The following is an 18,547-nucleotide window of genomic DNA, read 5'->3' on the forward strand; positions in this document are numbered from 1 at the left end:
TTAGTCCTCCTTCCATTCCCCAATAACTACCTCATCTACCCCGTCTATCTCTTCAAGTCTTACCTCAATTTGTTCTTTTCGAGAAGTAGGAACATTCTTTCCCACATAGTCAGCCCTTATGGGAAGCTCTCTGTGTCCTCTATCCACCAAAACAGCAAGCTGAACTGTTTTGGGCCTCCCTATATCCATAAGAGCATCAAGAGCAGATCTTACTGTCCTTCCTGTGTAAAGTACATCATCCACTAAAATCACATCTTTATTTTCAATGGGAAAATCTATTTCGGTCTTTCCAACTTTAGGCTGTTCCAAGCGGAGATTAAGATCATCTCTATAAAGGGTAATATCAAGACTTCCCACAGGAACCTCTATATCTTCAATCTCTTTCAAAAACTGTTGAAGTCTTTGTGCAAGAGGAACCCCTCTCCTTCTTATTCCAATAAGAACTACATTACTAATTCCCTTATTTCTTTCCACTATTTCATGAGCAATTCTCCTTAAGGCTCTTTTTATGGCTTCTTTATCCATTATCTTTGCCTTCTCTTGAAAATACATACTTTTTCCTCCTTTCATAGGCATAAAAAAGGCGGGTATACCCACTTTCATGGATATACCCGCCTTATTTACCTTAACTATATATCTTTTAATCAATTTTCCTCCTTCTTAGCCTCACTGGGCTAAATTAAAGGAACCATAGTATTATAAATGGATAAAAATTTTATGTCAAATTAAAAAAGCAGAGGTTATAAAAATTATCATACCTCTTTAATTCTTGTAGTGTTCTGAAGTAATTCCAATCCGGTAAATTTTTCTTTTAAAATAGATGCAAAAATTGCTAAGGTTTTATGTATCCCAAAAGTTGGATCAGGATCGTCAGAATCGTGAATAGAGATTTTTAAAACCTCTTTTTTTAAACTAATATCTAAAAAAAATCTCTGTCTAAAAGATCCCTCTACACATACTATATCTGCTATTATACTCTCTTCATTATAATAAAAATCTAAAACTTTAATTAAGGCGTTTTTATCTCTGTATATTAAACCTTTCGGCAAAATAGATAATATATCTTTAATAAATTCACTACTTTTTTCTTTTTTAATTTTAAATTCCACAAGAGGCATATATAAATCCTCCTTAGATAAATTCAAAAGAGGATAATATTCCTTCACATACTCTGGAATCTCTATGTTTCCAGTCTTTTTGAAACCAATATAATAAATTGGAAGTCCTAAAGCAAGCCATTTTCTCGCATATTTCGTTTTATAATACTCAGGAAAATCCCTTCTTAAACCATGATCCCATAACGGAGAAAAATTATCAAACTTTTTTAAAAGACCCCATACACTCTTAGTATATTCCTCATTATCAGAGACAAAAATAAAAATACCTTCATTCTTTAATCTATCCGAAACCAAATAAATGAAGGGTTCATTTACCAATCTTCTCTCCTTATGAGATTTTTTATGCCATGGATCAGGAAAATTAATATAGACTCCAGAAAGAGTTTCAGATTTTACAAATTTACAAAGAAATTCACTTCCCTCAATCCTCATAAGTCTAATATTCTTCAAACCAGATCTCTTTACTCTACTTACAGCTTTTCTAAAAATCTCCTTAGAAACATCAATTCCTATAAAATTAGCATTTAGATTTTCCTTGGCCATATGGACAATAAATTCCCCATTTCCCATTCCTATCTCAAGAAAAATGGGATTCTCATTCTCAAAAACCTCTTTCCAGTCTAAGAAATAATTTGATTTTTGATTTAAGATCACAAATTCATCCACCAAAAACTATTTTATAATATCTTTATAAAGATTTAAAATGGAGGTGCCAATATGGAAACAAGAGAACCAGTAGTATTGGAAAATCAAGGACAAAAAATCTTTGGAGTTATACACATCCCTGAAAAGACACCTGCACCCTTTGTCCTTTTCTGCCATGGATTTACAGGAACAAAAGTAGAACCCCATAGAATATTTGTAAAAACAGCAGAAGCATTGACAAGAGAAGGCATAGGAGCTTTACGTATTGATTTTAGAGGTTCAGGAGATAGTGAAGGATCCTTTAAAGACATGACTGTAGAAGGTGAAGTATCTGATGCCATGATTGCTATTGATTATTTGGCAAGAAGCAATTTAGTTGATAAAGAGAAAATAGGAATTCTTGGCCTTTCCATGGGAGGTGCAGTAGCAAGTATAACCTCGGGAAGAAATTCTCTAATTAAATCCTGTGTACTTTGGTCTGCAGTATGCCATTTTGACATCTTCTTTAACAGATCCCCTGAGGAAGTTTCAAGAATTAAAGATTATGGAGATTTTATTGATCTTGGAGGAAACCCAGTAGGAAAGGAGTTTTTAAGCGAAATAGTAAACATAAAGCCTCTTGAGGAGATAAAGAAAAGAAGTATACCTGTTCTTATAATTCATGGAGGTGGAGATATAGTAGTGCCAATACAACATGCATACGATTACTTTAACGGGTTAAAGGATACTCATAAAGTAAAACTTGAGATTATAGAAAATGCAGATCACACCTTTAATTCCATTGAATGGGAGGAAAAAGTTATTGAAAAAACTATAAAATGGTTTAAAGAGACGTTATAAAAGAAAGGGTGGAAAATTTTCCACCCTTCTAAAATTTATTTACTTTTTTACATATTTTTCTGGATCTTTATCAAATTCTATCTTACAAGCCTTATTACAAAAATAATACTTTTTCCCTTTATACTCAGAAACTGCAGGTGGGTTCCTCTCATCTACCTCCATTCCACAAACAGGATCCTTTGCCATTTTTGTCATCTCCTTTACCAATCTAATAATCTTCTTTCTCCTTCAATCTTTTTAATCTCTGTTATATCTTGAGTAACTTCAAGAGTACCAAGGTAATTTCCATCTTCATCTCTTACTGCAAAATACCTTATATAAATTAACCTCCCATTCACATTTATCCAAAAGTCTGCATGATCTTTTGTACCCTTTTTAAACTCATCAAGTATCTTTTCTACTATATGCACGCTTTTCTGTGGATGACATTGTTGGACTTTTCTCCCAATAACTGCCCTTGTCCTTACAAAAATTCTATCCTTAGTTTCGTTAAAATACTTGACTTCATCATTTTTGTCTACAAAAGTTATATCTACTGGCAAAGTGTTTAAAACTGCTTTAAGCTCAGCTAAGGTAAAACTTCCTGAAGGAAGTCTCATTTTGTCTTCAACTTGAACAGAAACTTCTTTTTTTCTTTCCACAGGAGTTAAAACTTCTGGGGGAGTAAAACAACAATATCCTATCTCATCAAATTGAATTCTTATATCTCTCCATTCCTCTTCTGTTATTACATGAAGCCCCATAGGAAAAAGGATGTTATTCTCTTTATAAAAATGAGAAGACATAGTATCTCCAAGTTCAACTGCTTTATATAGCAAAGTATTTACAAAATTCTCAAAAGAAAAACCTTGAAAGCTCTCAACCATGTTAAAGATTTCCTTTTTAATACTTCTAATTTTATCATGATCCATCCACATTATTGCAGGAGGTTCTGTTATACCATGCTTTTCCAAATAGGGAAACAAAACATTTTCCTCTCTCAGATAGTGTTTTTCAGCCTCTTTAAAATGGTCCACTATATCTATTATCTCCTGTAGCTTATCTTCACCCTCTTCAAAATCCCCAGCCAATTTCAGCTCTTCAACAGCTTTCTTTAATCTTTCTGAGAACTCTATAAGCTTCTTGTGCTCCGACATCAATATAGTTACAGGATGCCCTGCTTGCGAATCCACTTTATCCTTTTCCAAGGCCTCCTCAAAAACCTTGAGATGTATTTCACATAGCCTCATTACTTCCTCTCTTGGCATTCCTTCTTGTATTAATTCCTGTTCTATTTCCGCTATTTCTGTAGTAGTTACACTACCAAAGATATCTTTAAACCGGGTCTTTAACTTTTCAGGATCTTCTCCTTTGTGGATCTTTCTTATCAACTCTTTTAACATTTCTTTTCTTTCTTTCCTTAGTCCAAAAACCTCACTCATAAAACTCCTCCTTTCAATCAAAATTAAGACAATAGACCTCTTAATTTTTCGTATTCCTCTTTATAAGGTAGAAAAATATTCCAAATACAAAAACCCAAAATATTAAACCCACAAACATCATAAAGGGACCTCCCAAAAACCATGGGGTACCCCAAAAGGGAAATCCAAAATACCAACACATCACTTACACCTCCTTTATATAGATACCTTAAATTTTTTTAACCTTAGAGAATTTGTCACTACAAACACAGAACTAAAAGCCATTGCTATCCCTGCAAACATAGGATTTAATAAAACCCCAAAGAAGGGGTAAAGAGCTCCACTTGCTATAGGAATTCCAATAATGTTATATATGAAAGCCCAAAACAAATTCCACTTAATGGTTTTAAAGGTTTTTTCTGTAAGTTCTAATGCTCTTAAAACCCCCCTCAAATCACCATTCACAAGGACTATATCTCCCGACTCAATAGCAATATCAGTGCCACTTCCCATCGCAATACCAAGATCTGCCCTTGCAAGAGCAGGAGCATCATTAATTCCATCTCCTACCATAACTACTTTTCTACACTTCTTTATTATCCTAGAAAGTAAAGTTTCTTGTCCTATTCTATTGGCTTTTATCTTTATTACAGCATTAATATTTATGGTTCCTTCGTAGACCTCATCGCCAACTTTCTTCTCCTTTGTTGTACTTTCTCCCGTCAACATGGATTCGTCGATATAAGAAGTACCATCTATTATTTCCCCATCTACAGGTATTCTCATGGAAGGTTTTATCAAAATTATATCTCCTTTTAATATCTCCTCTACAGGAATAGCAACAAAATCTTCACCTCTTTTAACAAAAGCAACCTCAGGTTTTAAAGATAAGAGTCTATTAATAACCTGAGAGGTTTTACTTTTAGCTCTCTTCTCTAAAAACTTGCCTAAAAGAACAAAAAGTAATAATTATTGCAGAACTATCATAATAAACTTCAGGCTTTATATTAGTTTCACTAAAAATTGAAGGAAAGAAAGTACTTAATACGCTGTAAACATATGCGGAAGTGGTGCCTAAAGAAACCAAGGTATTCATGTCAAAGAACTTATGTCTAATTGCTAAATAGGCATTTTTATAAAAAGGATAACCACCATAAAACTGAATAGGTGTAGTTAAAAGGAACAAAAAGACAGGCTTCAATTTAAAAACCATACTTCCTAAGAATACTGGTATAGCCAATATTACGCTTATAAGGAATCTTCTTTTAATATCTTCTAACTCTTTTTCTTTCGCTTCTTCAATTGTTGTTTCCTTTCCATGACCATCAACCATCAGAATATAACCAAGATCTTCAATAATTTTCTTAATATCCTTAATGCTAATCAAAGTAGGAACATATTCCACAAATACTTTCTCTTTTGCAAAGTCTACATTGACATCTATTATCCCTAAGGCTTCAATCAACTCACGCTCTATTTTCTTTGCACAATTCACACAACTCATCCCCAAAACAGGAAATTACACTTTTGAAGTAATAAGTCCATAACCTATGTCCTCAATCCTTTCTTTTATAATTTTTAAGTTAATCTCATCACTAAAAGTTATTTCAGCCCTCTCAAGGAGAAATTCACTTTTACATCTGCTATCTCTCCAACTTCCTTCAAGGCATTCTCGATTCTCAAAGCACAACTCATTCCAGATATGGGCAGTTCAACTTTCTTCAATTTTCGCTACCTCCTTTCTTTTTTATTTTATACCAATTTAGTATAAATTAACAACCAAAAAAATTATTTTTTTAATATTAAAATTTCCTGTTTTACTTCCTCAAAAACCAAATCTCTATTGTCTTGAGTTAAATAATAAACTTTTCCGTATTTTTTAAACTCTTTTACAAAATCTCTATGAAGAGATGCGACAATATTTAGCTTATCATTCTCCATAATTTTATGAATTTTCTCCTTAAACCTCTCAGAGAAAAATTCCATTTTTCCAATTTCATCAATTATATATACCTCAGCCTCTATACAAAAAATCCTATCCATAACATTTTCTAAAGCCGCTATATCAAGGAAATATTTACCAAATTTATAAGGTGTTTCCTTATAGATAGAGGCAAAGTTTAATCTCTGATTATCTCCTAAGGTTATAAGATCAAATCCTATTCTAAATCTATTTTCTCTTACTTCCTCAGTGATAAAGCCACAAACAACTATACTCTTCTCCCTACAAAAGTTGTATATCTTCTTCAGTAAAGTCGTCTTTCCAACTCCCGGTTGTCCTGTAATAAATATTTTCATCATCTTACGATTCCCCATTGAATCTTTAAGTTTTTGTATTATATCATAAAAGAGCTATGTATATTACTATTGATCTTGGAACAACAAATATAAAGATTATAATTTGGAGTGAAGAGGGGAAAATTTTAAAAAAAGAATCTATAAACACACCTATAGAAAGAGATAAAACCATTAATCCTCTTAGATTGATAAATACAATAGAGGAAATTACTGAAAAATTTAAGAGAAAATATAAAAATAGAATAACGGGTATTTCCACAGGAGGAATGGCAGAATCAGGTTTACTTATTGATAAAAAAGGAAGGCCTCTAACTCCTGTTTATACTTGGCTCGACCATCGAGGAGGAGAAGAACTTAAAATCCTTAAAAAACTAAGTAGGGAAAGAATCTTTGAGATTACAGGTTTAAAAATTAATCCTAAGTATTCCTTAGCAAAAATTCTGTGGCTTAAAAAACACTATAAAGATCTATGGAGAAATTCTTATAAATGGTTAAACGTCATAGACTTTATAAATTATCACTTTACAGGAAAACCTATTACAGACTACTCTCTTGCAAGCAGAATGCTTCTTTTTGATATAAGGAACAAAAAATGGTCAGAGGAAATATTAAATCTGTGTGAAATTCCTATGGAAAAACTTCCAGAAGTAAAGCCAGCAGGAAGCATTATAGAAGAGAAAGAACAAATATACGTTTTAGGAGGACATGATCATCCTATAGGTAGCCTAACTTTGGATCTCTCTAAAACTCTTTATGATTCTTGGGGTACAGCAGAAGCCATTTTAGCGCACACTAAGGAGCCTATGCTTATAGAATCTATAAAAGAATTAGGCTATTCTGTGGGTTGCATTTGGAATAATCTTTATTATGTAATAGCAGGAATACCATATTCGGGAGGAATAACGAAATGGACAAAAGAAAAGTTAAAGCTTAGTTTTAAAGTCAAAACAGAAAAATCATCAAAGATCTTATTCTTCCCCTACTTAATGGGAAAGGAAAATAGAAACTCAAAGATTATAAAAGCATTTTTTTATGGGATTGATTTAAATACCTCTTTAAAAGATATAGGGCAGGCCATTTGGGAAGGAGTATTTTTTGAAACTAAAACCATTATTGAAAGTTTAAAAAAGAATTTTGAGATTAAAAAAATCATAGTCTCTGGTGGAATGACAAGATATAAATCTCTCCTACAACTCAAAGCCAACATAATAAATATGCCTCTTCATATCTCAAAAGAAAAAGAATTAACATCTAAAGGCTTAGCTTTACTAATCTCAAAAGCTTTAAACAAAGAATTAGAAAACTTTAAAGAGAAAAGTTTCTTAACTATATACTCCCAAAATAAAGAGGAATTTGAAAAGGTATATTTCGAATATAAAAAAATAAGAGACCTGCTGGGACTGTAATCCCAGCAGGTCTATCTTTTTAATTATTTTAATCCCTCTAAAACAGCATTTATTGCAGCTTCAAACTTAGGTTTCAAAGCCTTTATAGATTTTGCTGGATTTGCTGTGTCAATTTGGTCCATTAATTCGCTAAATCCTGGAATCCCAGCAGCAGGATTTATAACTGTCCTTGTTGCTGCATCCATTAAAATATCATACACCTCTTTTCCTCCGACCCTCTCAATCTGATTCTTGACAATCAATTCTTTCTCTTTGTCCGTTGGCATCAACATCCACAAAAGATATAAAGCAGCAAGCTCAGGATCCTTTGAAGAAGAAGCTATTGCCCAAGCAGAATCATCACCCTCATCAGCACTCTTCTTATTAGTATCAGGACCCTTTGGGAATGGAACCATGCCTAACTTTTTACCGAGAGCATTTCTCATATTAGAAATATCCCATGGACCCCAATAATCCATACAGGTGATGCCCTTTTGGAATCTCCCCTGAGGATCAGTCCACCAATCCGCAGGTCTCATCTTGTATTTTGCATCCATTTCATAAACAGCTTGAAATGCTTTATAGGCTTTTGGATTGTCAAGATTAAATACTGGTCTTCCACCCACATATTTTATAGGCATAACATCGTTAGTCCAAAGAAATGGAGCATACGTTCTCCAACTTGCATAAGCATATTGGTCTATTTTTCCATCACCATTAGTATCTTGAGTAAGCTGTTTACCTAAATTGAAAAAGGTCTCCCATGTCCATTTACCTTGTTTATAAAGTTCAAGAGGATCGGGTAGTCCTGCCATTTCAAATTTCTCTTTATTATAGTAAAGTATGTATGGGAATACATTATCGTTGTAGATATTAGTTACCGCATAAATCTGACCTCTCCAAGTAAAGTAATCAAGAATAGGTTTTCTAAAGCCTACAGCATTGTAAAGATCTTTATTATTGAAGTCAATATACCTATTTAAAGGAAGGAGCATCTTTTTCATCATCCAAGTAGGTTTTTGCCTACTATCAATATAAACAATATCACAACCAGAACCTGAAAGTATTGCAGCTGTCTGTTTCTCAACCTTAGTCTCCCAAGTTACATAAACTATTTTTACTTTTGCTCCTGTTATTTTTTCAAATTCTTCTCTTGCTTCTTTTGGTGATCTTACATCAGGAATACTACTCTTTTCTTCTTCAGGCCAATGTTGCCATACATAAATGGTCTTCCCTCTATATTTCTGAGTATCAATATTGAGCACATAATTTCCCACCTTATACTGATAAACCCTCTGTCCAAATCCTGGAACAAAAGTTAAAAAAGCAAAAAACACCAAGAAAAAAATTACAAAAATTTTACTTTTAGCCATTTTAAAACCTCCTCCCTCAAGGTTAATTTAAGAGAGATTAAATTTTTCAAGACTAAATTTAACTCTATCAATCCCCCCTTTATTGTAAATATTTTCATTTGATTATACTAAATTTTATAATTTTTTATATGTATTCTCTAACACAATATTGCTACAAAATAGCATTATATTGTCTTAAATTACCTTAACAACTGTTTCAAGAGAAATTCCTGGGAAAAATTCAAAAATTATTTTAATATTCTTTATATTCTGATACTTTGATAGGTTCTCAAAAACGTGCTTCTTTACAACCACCTGAGAATCAACCACAGAAAAATCATCCCATCCTCTTAAATACGGTGTCCATGAATCTCTTATGGGTCTTCCTGTTTCTGCATCAAAAATTTTTATAGCACAAAGCTTTGTACCATTAAAAGCTATAATAAATCTTAAATCTATAGGAACCCCCCTTATAATATTAAAAGGTTTGTCAAGAAGCATGGGATCTTTATACTGTATTATACTTAAAGGATAGTCTGCACTTTCCGTAAACCTAAAGTTAAGGGTAGCCAATATACCATAATTTTGTGGTTTAACAATATTTTCTAAAAATTCCCTTTTAAGAATTACCTTGTCTGGAGACTCTTGAATATAATCTTTACCTTGCTGTAAAGTTTTTCCATTTAAATATATTCCAATCAAAGAATTTCCATTTAGTTCTATTTCTATATTCTCGTCCTTTATTTTATTTTCTCTAACATATAAGACCCCTGGATTTAAAAAAGCATTTCTTTTGCCATAAGAAGCATTTATAATAACTTTTATTGCTTGTTCATCTCTCCAAATCCTATTCCTACGATCATAATTCTCCCCATTATCCCAGTAAAAAGTTGCCATCTTGTACTTCTTAGCAACTCTAATAAGATTATCAAAATAGTACCATTCAGCAGGTTTATTACCATTAAAAAGCCCATATTCCCCAATGATAAAAGCGTAAGTAGGAAACTTTTCCTTTACAATTCTTATATCTTTATCCATCTGTTCCTTATCTCTCTCTGTGCCCCAGCTTTTTCTTCCCCACCAGTTAGCGGTAAAATCCCAGGGAGAGTAATAATGTATACCTATTATAATATTAGGATCCTTTGGAGGCACAAAATATTTTTCTGCTTTATATGTGTCAGTCCACAATGGAGGGACTACTACCAGTCTTTTATCATTATATCCTCCAGAATTTCTTATCACCTTTAAAATCCTTTCATTTACTTCATTTTGCAGAGCACCTGCCTCTTCCTCAGAAAATCCTTCATACGTTGGTTCATTAATAATCTCAAAAATTAGCTTTTCTGAATAATCCTTAAATCTGTCTGCTATTTGAAGCCACAATTTCTCAAGTTTATCAATCGTGGCTTCTTTGTCCGATTTCATCTCCTTACTCAGCCACCGCCAAGAGTCATGATGTACATTAATTATTACGTATAGATCCTTCCTTAGAGCCATATTTACTACTTCCTCTACTCTATTCATCCAATCTTCATCAACCCTATAATTTGGAGCAGGTCCCATATGATCAATCCATGTAACAGGAATTCTCACACTTTTGAAACCAGTTTTCTTTATATCCTCAAAAACATATTCCTCAGTCCTGGGATTTCCCCATGAAGTTTCATCAGGTATGGCATCTAAAGCATTACCCAGATTCCAACCAGGATCCATTTCTTCAATTGCCTTATGGGGATCTATATAATGGAAACTACCCTTATAGGTGATAGCATACAGTTTGCCTGACCCAAGACAGATAAGAATTAACAAAACTATAATTAATACTTCCTTCATTTAATTCACCTCAGTCTTTGACAAATTTAATATTATCTACATAGAGCACCGCTTTCCCTTCAGGAATGCCTGTTACTTCAATGCTCATTCCCCAAATTCTTTTCTTATCTACTGTTACAAAGGACTTTAAAGGAATAGAAACTTTTGTCCATTGAGTTGGAACCCCTCCCATTACGGTATACTTCTCAGAATAAAATTCCTTTCCATCTTTTTGTGCAGGAGCTTCCACAATGGTCACCAAAAGATTATAGTTGTCCAATTTTTCAGCCCTTATATAAAACTCAAGAGCTTTGTAATTGGAAAGATCTAAAATCTTATCCTTATCCTCAAAATTCCACTTAGCAAAGTTAATCCCCATTCCAGCCCACCAACTATTCCATACAAAATCTATTTTTAAACATTTCTTACCAGAATATGCTATACCTTCCATTTCCTCTACCTTGCAACCTTCTGGTGCAATCCAATATCCCAAAGCTGATAGATTAGTATTTTCAGTTTCTCCATCATAAATTACAATCTCCTTCACCGACTGAGAGAAAGATACCGTTAAGAGAAGTAAAGAGATTAAGCTTATTAAAACTACCTTCTTCATGGAAACACCTCCCAAAAAATTTTTTTATCCAACAATCCCTGTTCTCTCCACACTTTCCACAAAGAATCTCTGGGTAAATATATAAAAGATCAACATGGGCAAAATAACCAAAATAGCTCCAGCATACTGAGGAGGAAGTATTAATAAGGGATCAAAAATCTGTGTTCCTCCAGTAATTATTGCTCTAATATTGGCTAAATTAAGAGATAGAGTATATTTATCAAAATCTCCAATAAATACTGAGGGTTCAAAAACATCATTCCAATGCCAAACCAAAGAGAACAAAAAAACTGTCACAATAGCAGGAATAGAGTTGGGTACAAAAATTCTTAGATAAGTTTGAAATGGAGAAGCTCCATCCACATACGCAGCCTCTTCCAATTCCTTTGACATACCCCTAAAGAACTGTCTAAAAATATAAATAAAAAGTCCGCTTCTTAAACCACCTCCTAATATGGTAGGAAGAACTATTGGATAATAAGTATTTAAGAGATTTAAGGTTTCACCTTTAATTAACTTGATTAACCCAAGGATATCAAATCTTTGATAAAAGACATAAAGAGGAATTAGCAATACTTGAGGAGGAACCACTAAAGTGAATAGAATTAATGCAAAAATCAATTCCCTTTCCTTAAACTTGAATCTTGCAAGGCCATAACCAATCATAGAACAAGAAATAACATTAAAGATTGCAGGTAGAATAGAAATTATTAAGCTATTCTTAAAAGCATTTAAATAATTAAGAGACTCAAAAGCTTTCTTGAAATTTTCAAGAGTTGGATGCTTAGGTATCCATACTACTGTGGGATCAATTAAGTCTTCCCTACTTTTAAGAGCAGTACTCAACATAAACAGCACAGGGCGTAGCAATACGTAAGAAAGTCCAATAAAAAGCATAATTTTAAGAAGAGTTATAAACCACTTATATACTTTATTTTTAAATATCAATATAAGTTCTTCTTTTCCATATTTTCTGTATATACTCATGAATTTATATGCCTCCCTTTACTCGTTCATATAAAACACTCTCTTTGAGAGTGCCCACATAATAATTAAGAGAACTATACCAATGATGACAAAATAAAGCCAAGCTATCGCTGCACTATAACCATGATTCAATTGTCTGAAGGCGACTTCAAGGATATATCTTAAAACATCGTTACTATAATCTGTGAAAGAATCAATCACAGTATAAATTACATTTACCAAAATAATTGGAGATATCATAGGTAAAGTAACCTTCCAGAAAGTCTCCCAAGCGGTTGCTCCTTCTACATGAGCAACTTCGTAAAGGGATGTAGGTATAGACTGTAAACCGGCAAGAAATATTAGTATTTGAACCCCTGATTTCCATATAATCTCATATATTCGGTCAATGGCATTAATCACAGGCATTAAGAAAGGTATATTACCAGTTATTCTTATTAAGAAAAGTCTAAAGTCTATACCTCTCAAAAACGGAGAATTAGATAGAGCCATTCCAGCCTGAGCCCCCATAGTAAATTGTTCCATGGAATTGCTTTCAAGTACATAAAGTAAAGCTCCTGACATTACTACTACAGGTAAAAAGAAAATAGCTCTTACAAAAGTTCTTCCCCTGAATTTTTGGTTCAAAAGAATTGCTATGAAGAGAGAAAACATTATTATCAAAGGAATATTAACAAGCATATTCCCTATTTCGTTAGTTAAATACCTAACAAAGTTTGGATCTTCTCTAAGAGCTTTTATAAAATTTCTAAAACCTACAAAGATTAAATTATACCCTTCAGGAGAAACATCTAACTGACTAAAAGCAAAAATAATGGATTGAATAAAGGGCCAAGCAAAAAATATTAAAAAACCCAAAAGCCAAGGATATACAAAGAGCCTCCCAATCCTCGCCTGTCTTTGAGATAAGGTCCTTAACTTTTTTTCCTTCTTCATAACTTTTAATTCCTCCCTAATTCTTTCCTAAAAAGAAAACAAAATCTTCCCCTCTCACTATCTTTCCTTTATAACTGAATGGCTTATTGGTATAATTAACAATCACTTCTGTTCCATTTTCGTATTCGACCCTGTATACTCCTTCATATAACTTTTCATGATTTCTCATAGGCACGTCATATATATTCCTATATAAATCTTTAAGAGAGTTATATTCTTTTACTGCTTGGTCAATCCAATCTTTATAGTTGGAGCTAACCATCTCATTAAAAATACTCTTTTTGAAATAAGAAGAATCTTTAAAGATTAATGCATAATAAGGTAAAGCTCCGTACTCTATCATTCTAAGAAATTCTTTTTTCTGGCTCTCTCTTAAATTACCTGGCTTTCCACTATAAGGAACATATCCGTGTATGAGAAGTTGTAAAAGAGGCACACTTTCAGACTCGATAGCAAAATTACTGGAATCAAGAGGAATATCAAGAATCAAAGAGCCGTAAGGCAGGACATAAAAATTACCAGATGTAAAAACAAAGTTAAACTTATTCATATAGGTACTTAGATTTTCCTTCCACAAAGATGCAACCTCTTCCCTTGAAAGAAATTTAGGTCTTTTATTCTGAGAAGATATATAATCTCCCATTTTTTCCACTAAGACATTACTGAGATTATATTTTTCCAAATCTTTCAAAAAATTGTTAAGGTATATAGGAACCCTCTCAGGCAATACAGTAAACCAAGGATCATAGTCTCTATTTTTCTTCTTAACCACAGGATCCCACTTATACATAAAAGCAAGTCCATTATTCAAATATCTGTTAGCATCACGGGATGGAGAAAAGCCATTTCCTGGACTATGTACTTCTATAACTTCAGCAGTCAGAATTAAAGAAATATTGTTATTTTTACAGTATACTATTAACTTTTTAAACCCATTATTCCCTCCAAGCTTTGATTCTAACCTTATCCCATTTGTTATTTTGTTCATATATCCGCCAGATTGATAACCTTTGAGAACAAGATTTATATTTTTTATTCCTCTATTTCTGAATTCTTCAAGAATCTTAATAGTTTCATCAAAGGTAGTAAGAGGAAACAAATCTATCACAGGAACTCCTGCTTTCGTTGTTTTTATGTTGATACTGTTAATAATTACAAGATTAAAAGGAACCTCCGAGACATTATTTATCCTTTTGTTGAGATATCCATTTTTAAGAAGATAATTTCTGTAGGTCCTAATCATAAAAGAATAGTCAATATCTTTACCAGTAAACAAGAAATAGTTCACTACTATATCTTTCTTAATAGTGTAGGGAGAAAACTTATTAACAAGAACATCTACAACCTCTCCAGCCTGTCCAGTAGACGCTTCTCTCTCATAAAGCAAGAATTTATGAATCCTTCTATAGTCAAAGATTGGAAAAACTCTAAAATAGGAGGTAGCATTACCAGCCATATAACAAGCTATATTTGAATCAAAATCACCAGATTCTATTACCCCTAAGATTCCAAGATCATTCCTTTTAGCTCCAAATATAGGGAGTCTAATTCCTTCGGTCTTTGGAGGCATATCATAAAGAGGTAAGCCAAAATCGTAACCATACACGGGAAGTTCAAAACCTCTCTCATTTCCAACTTTATGGTCAAACCTAACAAGAGCACCAGATCCGTCAGGAACAATTAAATATCCATTATCCTTTTTACTCCCATAAGTAAAATATGGGAGAACCCATATTCTATTTATTTTAAGATCTCCTTCCTCTTTTATTGAATCTATAGGGATTCTTACTTTAAAACCTGCCTCAGTTAAAATAAACTCAATAGCAATAGTGACTCCTTGAGTAGAAAATTCATAATCTATCCTTATACCATCCTTAATATTCTTATATTTAAAATTTCCTCTCATAACTCCAAGGGCATAAGTGTTATAAATAGAAATTTTTGCCTCCTCGTCTGCCATCTCAAGAACCAAATGAGAGGGAATACTGAATTTAGTTACCCCCATAGAAAAATCTCCTTCCCAATCCTTAGGAAACTGGTTAAAGATCTTTCCCGTCACCTTATCCTTTATGGCTACTTCAGCAGTTTTTTCATTAAACAACATAATGTATCTACTATTCTCAGAAACAGTTTTATATTCGCCATTTTGCCCATAAAGAGGAATAATTAGAAGTATGATAGACAATAAAATCAATAACTTTACTCGCATCTTTCCACCTCTCAACCAACCATGTACTTAATTTCTAGATAAACTATGTAAATAAATCTTATAAACTGCTGAAAGGTTGCAAAAAATACCATACCTATAAACATGGCAAAGACTATACCTACAAGAGTAATAAGAGAAGTTCCTAAAGCCTTACTTAAAGAGTATTCCTGAAGCTCCATCATACCCGCAAAAATTACCCACAAAGTCCAAAGACTTCCAATAGTATCAAAGAGGTAATAAAAAGCAGACTCTTCCAATGTAAATACATGGCTTAGCAAGGTCTGAGGTAAATAAATTAAAGCTAACGGAAATAAACTATAAACCGTCATTATAAAAATCTCTCTTATTTTTGCCTTACCATCCATAATAGTAGTAACTGCCCAATTTATAATTACCCACGCAAGAATAGGAATCAAGACCCTTCCTACTTCAAGAAATATGTTCAATTCTTCTGGTCTATAAGGGTTAAAATGAAAAGCAGTCATAAGTCTTTTAACAATAAATGCAATAATAACAAAAATAAGAAGTATCACTGAAGCATTAAAAGATTCTCTTCTCCTTTTTAATTCATAAAATCCCTCAAAGGGATGAAAAATCACATAAAAAGCAAACATTACAGCATCAAATAATGGATGTTTTTTAGCATAATTTCTATAATAATCAGCTATTTTTCTTCCTAAAAACCTTATTATCAAATAAAGAGCAAGTATAAAAAGTAAGAAAGAGTTCATTATCTTTGAGAAGTTTCTTCTCATATATTCTACTCTAAAACCTCTAAGAGCCTTAGAATAACCCTCAGGATAAAAACCGAGCCTAAAGTTTATCATGGCTTCCCTATATTTTTCTTCATGCAAGAAATTTTTTCCAATACCAATGTACGCAAGATCATAATTTGCATCCATTTTTACAACTTCACTCCATACCTCAGCTGCCTTTCCATAATAACCGTCTACATAGAAAGAATTTGCTTTCAAAACAAGGCTTCCAAATAAGGTAGGTCTAAATACTGTTATAGTTCCTTTATTCTCATCTAGAATAAATACCTTCCCACCATAAAGGTCTATAGCTGTTGGAAATTGAAAAGTTCCCATTTGATTTCCTATATCCCCTGAAACAAAAAGAAAATCTCCAAGATTGTTATACACAAAAAATCTTCCTACTCTACCATCAAGAACATAAATGTTTCCTGAATCATCTACAGCAATATCTGCAATTTCTCCTCTTACTGTGAAACCAAAATAGAGATCTCCATACATATTACCAGTACGACCTTCATGCTTTATTATGTTATCTCCAAGAGCATTTAATCTTTTTATTTGATCATACCAGGCTCTAACGCAACCATAAATAAACCCATCTTTATCAGCAGTTACATTTCTATATTCGATAGGTATAAAAAGCATTAGCTGTGCTCTCTGTCTCCTTGTAAGAACTCTTCGCCAAAAAAGTTCTACAGGATTTACTTCAACTCTATTACTTCCAAAGAATCTCTCAAAATTTCCTTTTGGACTAAATTGAATCAAACCCTCTACTACATTTTCGGCCACCACATATACTCTTCCCAAATTATCCACCGCTACCTTTTTGGGGATATACACAAAATCCCTTTTTATCACTTCTCCCACAGGCTTTCCTATAACCATATAAAGATTTCTATCTCTATTTAGAATCACAATTCGGGAATTTTGAGAGTCAGCAATATAGAGTTTTCCATCACGGGTAATAAAAAGCCCCGTTGGAGCTTTGAAAAAGTCCTTTTTACCATTGTTTACAAAATCTTTTATAATCTCTTTTAACCTATAGTTCTTATCTATTACAACTATTCTATTATTTCCTGTATCTGCTATATAAATGTCCCCATTAGTTTTATCTATAAAAAGGTCTTCTGGAGCTGAAAAAGAAAGATCCGGCTTTACACTTTCTCCTGAGATTATTCTTTCAGGTTCAAATCCAGGAAGAGAAGGTACAGGTCTTCGTCTCTCATTGTATATATATGTATAGTAAGGGATTCCTGCAAAAGCAATATTCATTAAGAATAGTAGCAAAAATAATTTTATAATTCTTCTTCTCATACACATTACTCCTTAATTCCAGCAGACTTCATAGTCTCCACCACATTACTCTGGGTTAATATGAAGATTATCAATGAAGGAAGCATCATAAGAACTGCGGCAGCTGCAGCAGCCCCAGCTCTAACAAATCCTCCTTGTTGTATGTAAGTCAATGCCAAAGAAAAAGGCTTCATAGCCTCATTGTGTAGATATAAGGCAGGAGTATAAGTATCATTCCAAGTGTCCCTAAAGGTAAATAATATTAGAGTGAGCCAAGCAGGTTTTACATTTGGCATAACCACATGCCACCATATTCTGAATTCATTAGCTCCGTCTATTCTTGCAGATTCTATATAAGAGTCGGGTATTTGTTCCATGAACTGTTTCATTAAAAATAGCCCTAAAGTGGCACCTATATATGGAAGAATTAAGGCGAAATAAGTATCTAAAAGTCCTAATTTTGCCATAATTATGAATCTCGGTATATTAGTCACATATCCTGAAAACATTAAGGAAAAGATAACTAAATTAAACAAAAATTTACTTCCAGGAAATCTGTGCTTTGCCAGAGGATAGGCTGCCATAGATGCTATTATTACATGTCCTAAAGTACTAAGAAAACTGATAAATACGCTATTAAAAAGATATCTTGAGAAAGGAACAAAAGAATTACTCATCAAATAAAATAGATCAGAGAAATTTTTCAGAGTGGGCCTTCTCACAAAGAGTCTTGGGGGAAATAAAAAAAGTTCATCAAGAGGCTTAAAAGCATTCATTATTGAATAAACTAATGGTAAAGCCATAAATATTGCTACCACCGTGAGTACAATTATTACAATCATATTTCCCCAAAGGGATCTATTTATCCTCCTATTCATTTTAAACCCAAAACCTCCTTACC

General features: G+C 32.9%; 17 protein-coding genes and 1 pseudogene. 2 read left to right on the plus strand and 16 right to left on the minus strand.

What is annotated here, in order from left to right:
• Together pyrR and trmB are read right to left on the minus strand one after the other, a co-directional pair.
• Complete coding sequence (gene pyrR, locus ACP5QL_RS01020) at positions 1-552, minus strand: bifunctional pyr operon transcriptional regulator/uracil phosphoribosyltransferase PyrR (protein WP_012583925.1); 552 nt, start codon at positions 550-552, stop codon at positions 1-3.
• A gap of 200 nt (positions 553-752) precedes the next feature.
• Positions 753-1,772, minus strand: a complete 1,020-nt coding sequence (trmB, locus tag ACP5QL_RS01025; RefSeq protein ID WP_012583926.1) for a tRNA (guanosine(46)-N7)-methyltransferase TrmB — start codon at positions 1,770-1,772, stop codon at positions 753-755.
• Between the two features lie 63 nt (positions 1,773-1,835).
• On the opposite strand from trmB, the gene ACP5QL_RS01030 reads away from it, so the two are divergent.
• Complete coding sequence (locus tag ACP5QL_RS01030) at positions 1,836-2,603, plus strand: alpha/beta hydrolase family protein (protein ID WP_012583927.1); 768 nt, start codon at positions 1,836-1,838, stop codon at positions 2,601-2,603.
• A gap of 39 nt (positions 2,604-2,642) precedes the next feature.
• On the opposite strand, the gene ACP5QL_RS01035 is transcribed toward ACP5QL_RS01030, so the two are convergent.
• The 6 genes and pseudogenes from ACP5QL_RS01035 to ACP5QL_RS01060 all read right to left on the minus strand — a co-directional run bounded on the left by ACP5QL_RS01035 (position 2,643) and on the right by ACP5QL_RS01060 (position 6,343).
• Positions 2,643-2,789, minus strand: coding sequence for a YHS domain-containing protein (locus tag ACP5QL_RS01035; RefSeq protein ID WP_012583928.1), 147 nt, complete (start codon positions 2,787-2,789; stop codon positions 2,643-2,645).
• 14 nt (positions 2,790-2,803) lie between these two features.
• A complete protein-coding gene (locus ACP5QL_RS01040) occupies positions 2,804-4,024 on the minus strand; it encodes a DUF438 domain-containing protein (protein WP_273333333.1) in 1,221 nt (406 codons plus the stop codon).
• Positions 4,025-4,219: 195 nt separating this feature from the next.
• Positions 4,220-4,909: pseudogene (locus ACP5QL_RS01045) on the minus strand (HAD-IC family P-type ATPase); the annotation flags it as partial.
• A 16-nt stretch (positions 4,910-4,925) separates the two neighbouring features.
• Positions 4,926-5,507, minus strand: coding sequence for a cation transporter (locus ACP5QL_RS01050; protein ID WP_428124918.1), 582 nt, complete (start codon positions 5,505-5,507; stop codon positions 4,926-4,928).
• Positions 5,508-5,605: 98 nt separating this feature from the next.
• The gene (locus ACP5QL_RS01055; RefSeq protein ID WP_428124920.1) at positions 5,606-5,728 is read right to left on the minus strand and encodes a heavy-metal-associated domain-containing protein; all 123 of its coding nucleotides are present in this window, start codon (positions 5,726-5,728) and stop codon (positions 5,606-5,608) included.
• Between the two features lie 63 nt (positions 5,729-5,791).
• A complete protein-coding gene (locus tag ACP5QL_RS01060; RefSeq protein WP_428125137.1) occupies positions 5,792-6,343 on the minus strand; it encodes an NTPase in 552 nt (183 codons plus the stop codon).
• 14 nt (positions 6,344-6,357) lie between these two features.
• Here ACP5QL_RS01060 and ACP5QL_RS01065 point away from each other — a divergent pair, with 14 nt between their 5' ends.
• Positions 6,358-7,707, plus strand: a complete 1,350-nt coding sequence (locus tag ACP5QL_RS01065; protein ID WP_012583932.1) for an FGGY-family carbohydrate kinase — start codon at positions 6,358-6,360, stop codon at positions 7,705-7,707.
• Between the two features lie 23 nt (positions 7,708-7,730).
• Here ACP5QL_RS01065 and ACP5QL_RS01070 read toward each other — a convergent pair whose 3' ends face one another.
• From ACP5QL_RS01070 to ACP5QL_RS01105, 8 genes are all read right to left on the minus strand, one after another.
• A complete protein-coding gene (locus tag ACP5QL_RS01070) occupies positions 7,731-9,059 on the minus strand; it encodes an extracellular solute-binding protein (RefSeq protein ID WP_012583933.1) in 1,329 nt (442 codons plus the stop codon).
• A 174-nt stretch (positions 9,060-9,233) separates the two neighbouring features.
• Positions 9,234-10,871 carry a cellulase family glycosylhydrolase gene (locus ACP5QL_RS01075; RefSeq protein ID WP_424661943.1) on the minus strand — a complete coding sequence of 546 codons (1,638 nt, stop codon included), beginning with the start codon at positions 10,869-10,871 and terminating at the stop codon, positions 9,234-9,236.
• A gap of 10 nt (positions 10,872-10,881) precedes the next feature.
• Entirely contained in the window at positions 10,882-11,463 is a 582-nt protein-coding gene (locus ACP5QL_RS01080) for a hypothetical protein (protein ID WP_012583935.1), read from the minus strand.
• A gap of 24 nt (positions 11,464-11,487) precedes the next feature.
• On the minus strand, positions 11,488-12,450 hold the full coding sequence (locus ACP5QL_RS01085; RefSeq protein WP_012583936.1) for a carbohydrate ABC transporter permease: 963 nt from the start codon (positions 12,448-12,450) through the stop codon (positions 11,488-11,490).
• Between the two features lie 18 nt (positions 12,451-12,468).
• On the minus strand, positions 12,469-13,386 hold the full coding sequence (locus ACP5QL_RS01090; RefSeq protein ID WP_012583937.1) for a carbohydrate ABC transporter permease: 918 nt from the start codon (positions 13,384-13,386) through the stop codon (positions 12,469-12,471).
• A 16-nt stretch (positions 13,387-13,402) separates the two neighbouring features.
• A complete protein-coding gene (locus ACP5QL_RS01095; protein ID WP_428124927.1) occupies positions 13,403-15,595 on the minus strand; it encodes a DUF5696 domain-containing protein in 2,193 nt (730 codons plus the stop codon).
• Between the two features lie 11 nt (positions 15,596-15,606).
• Positions 15,607-17,667 (minus strand): YIP1 family protein, encoded by a 2,061-nt coding sequence (locus tag ACP5QL_RS01100; protein ID WP_012583939.1) that lies wholly within the window; start codon positions 17,665-17,667, stop codon positions 15,607-15,609.
• A 5-nt stretch (positions 17,668-17,672) separates the two neighbouring features.
• A complete protein-coding gene (locus ACP5QL_RS01105) occupies positions 17,673-18,524 on the minus strand; it encodes a carbohydrate ABC transporter permease (RefSeq protein WP_428124930.1) in 852 nt (283 codons plus the stop codon).
• Positions 18,525-18,547 lie beyond the last annotated feature (23 nt).

This window comes from Dictyoglomus sp. (assembly GCF_049968615.1).
Classification (GTDB): Bacteria; Dictyoglomota; Dictyoglomia; order Dictyoglomales; family Dictyoglomaceae; genus Dictyoglomus; species Dictyoglomus turgidum.

Bases quoted from the DNA above. Each gene is read 5' to 3' on its own strand.
- pyrR (WP_012583925.1), bottom strand. From the start codon at position 552: ATGTATTTTCAAGAGAAGGCAAAGATAATGGATAAAGAAGCCATAAAA.
- ACP5QL_RS01030 (WP_012583927.1), top strand. From the start codon at position 1,836: ATGGAAACAAGAGAACCAGTAGTATTGGAAAATCAAGGACAAAAAATC.
- ACP5QL_RS01035 (WP_012583928.1), bottom strand. From the start codon at position 2,789: ATGGCAAAGGATCCTGTTTGTGGAATGGAGGTAGATGAGAGGAACCCA.
- ACP5QL_RS01040 (WP_273333333.1), bottom strand. From the start codon at position 4,024: ATGAGTGAGGTTTTTGGACTAAGGAAAGAAAGAAAAGAAATGTTAAAA.
- ACP5QL_RS01050 (WP_428124918.1), bottom strand. From the start codon at position 5,507: ATGAGTTGTGTGAATTGTGCAAAGAAAATAGAGCGTGAGTTGATTGAA.
- ACP5QL_RS01065 (WP_012583932.1), top strand. From the start codon at position 6,358: ATGTATATTACTATTGATCTTGGAACAACAAATATAAAGATTATAATT.
- ACP5QL_RS01070 (WP_012583933.1), bottom strand. From the start codon at position 9,059: ATGGCTAAAAGTAAAATTTTTGTAATTTTTTTCTTGGTGTTTTTTGCT.
- ACP5QL_RS01075 (WP_424661943.1), bottom strand. From the start codon at position 10,871: ATGAAGGAAGTATTAATTATAGTTTTGTTAATTCTTATCTGTCTTGGG.
- ACP5QL_RS01080 (WP_012583935.1), bottom strand. From the start codon at position 11,463: ATGAAGAAGGTAGTTTTAATAAGCTTAATCTCTTTACTTCTCTTAACG.
- ACP5QL_RS01085 (WP_012583936.1), bottom strand. From the start codon at position 12,450: ATGAGTATATACAGAAAATATGGAAAAGAAGAACTTATATTGATATTT.
- ACP5QL_RS01090 (WP_012583937.1), bottom strand. From the start codon at position 13,386: ATGAAGAAGGAAAAAAAGTTAAGGACCTTATCTCAAAGACAGGCGAGG.
- ACP5QL_RS01095 (WP_428124927.1), bottom strand. From the start codon at position 15,595: ATGCGAGTAAAGTTATTGATTTTATTGTCTATCATACTTCTAATTATT.
- ACP5QL_RS01100 (WP_012583939.1), bottom strand. From the start codon at position 17,667: ATGAGAAGAAGAATTATAAAATTATTTTTGCTACTATTCTTAATGAAT.
- ACP5QL_RS01105 (WP_428124930.1), bottom strand. From the start codon at position 18,524: ATGAATAGGAGGATAAATAGATCCCTTTGGGGAAATATGATTGTAATA.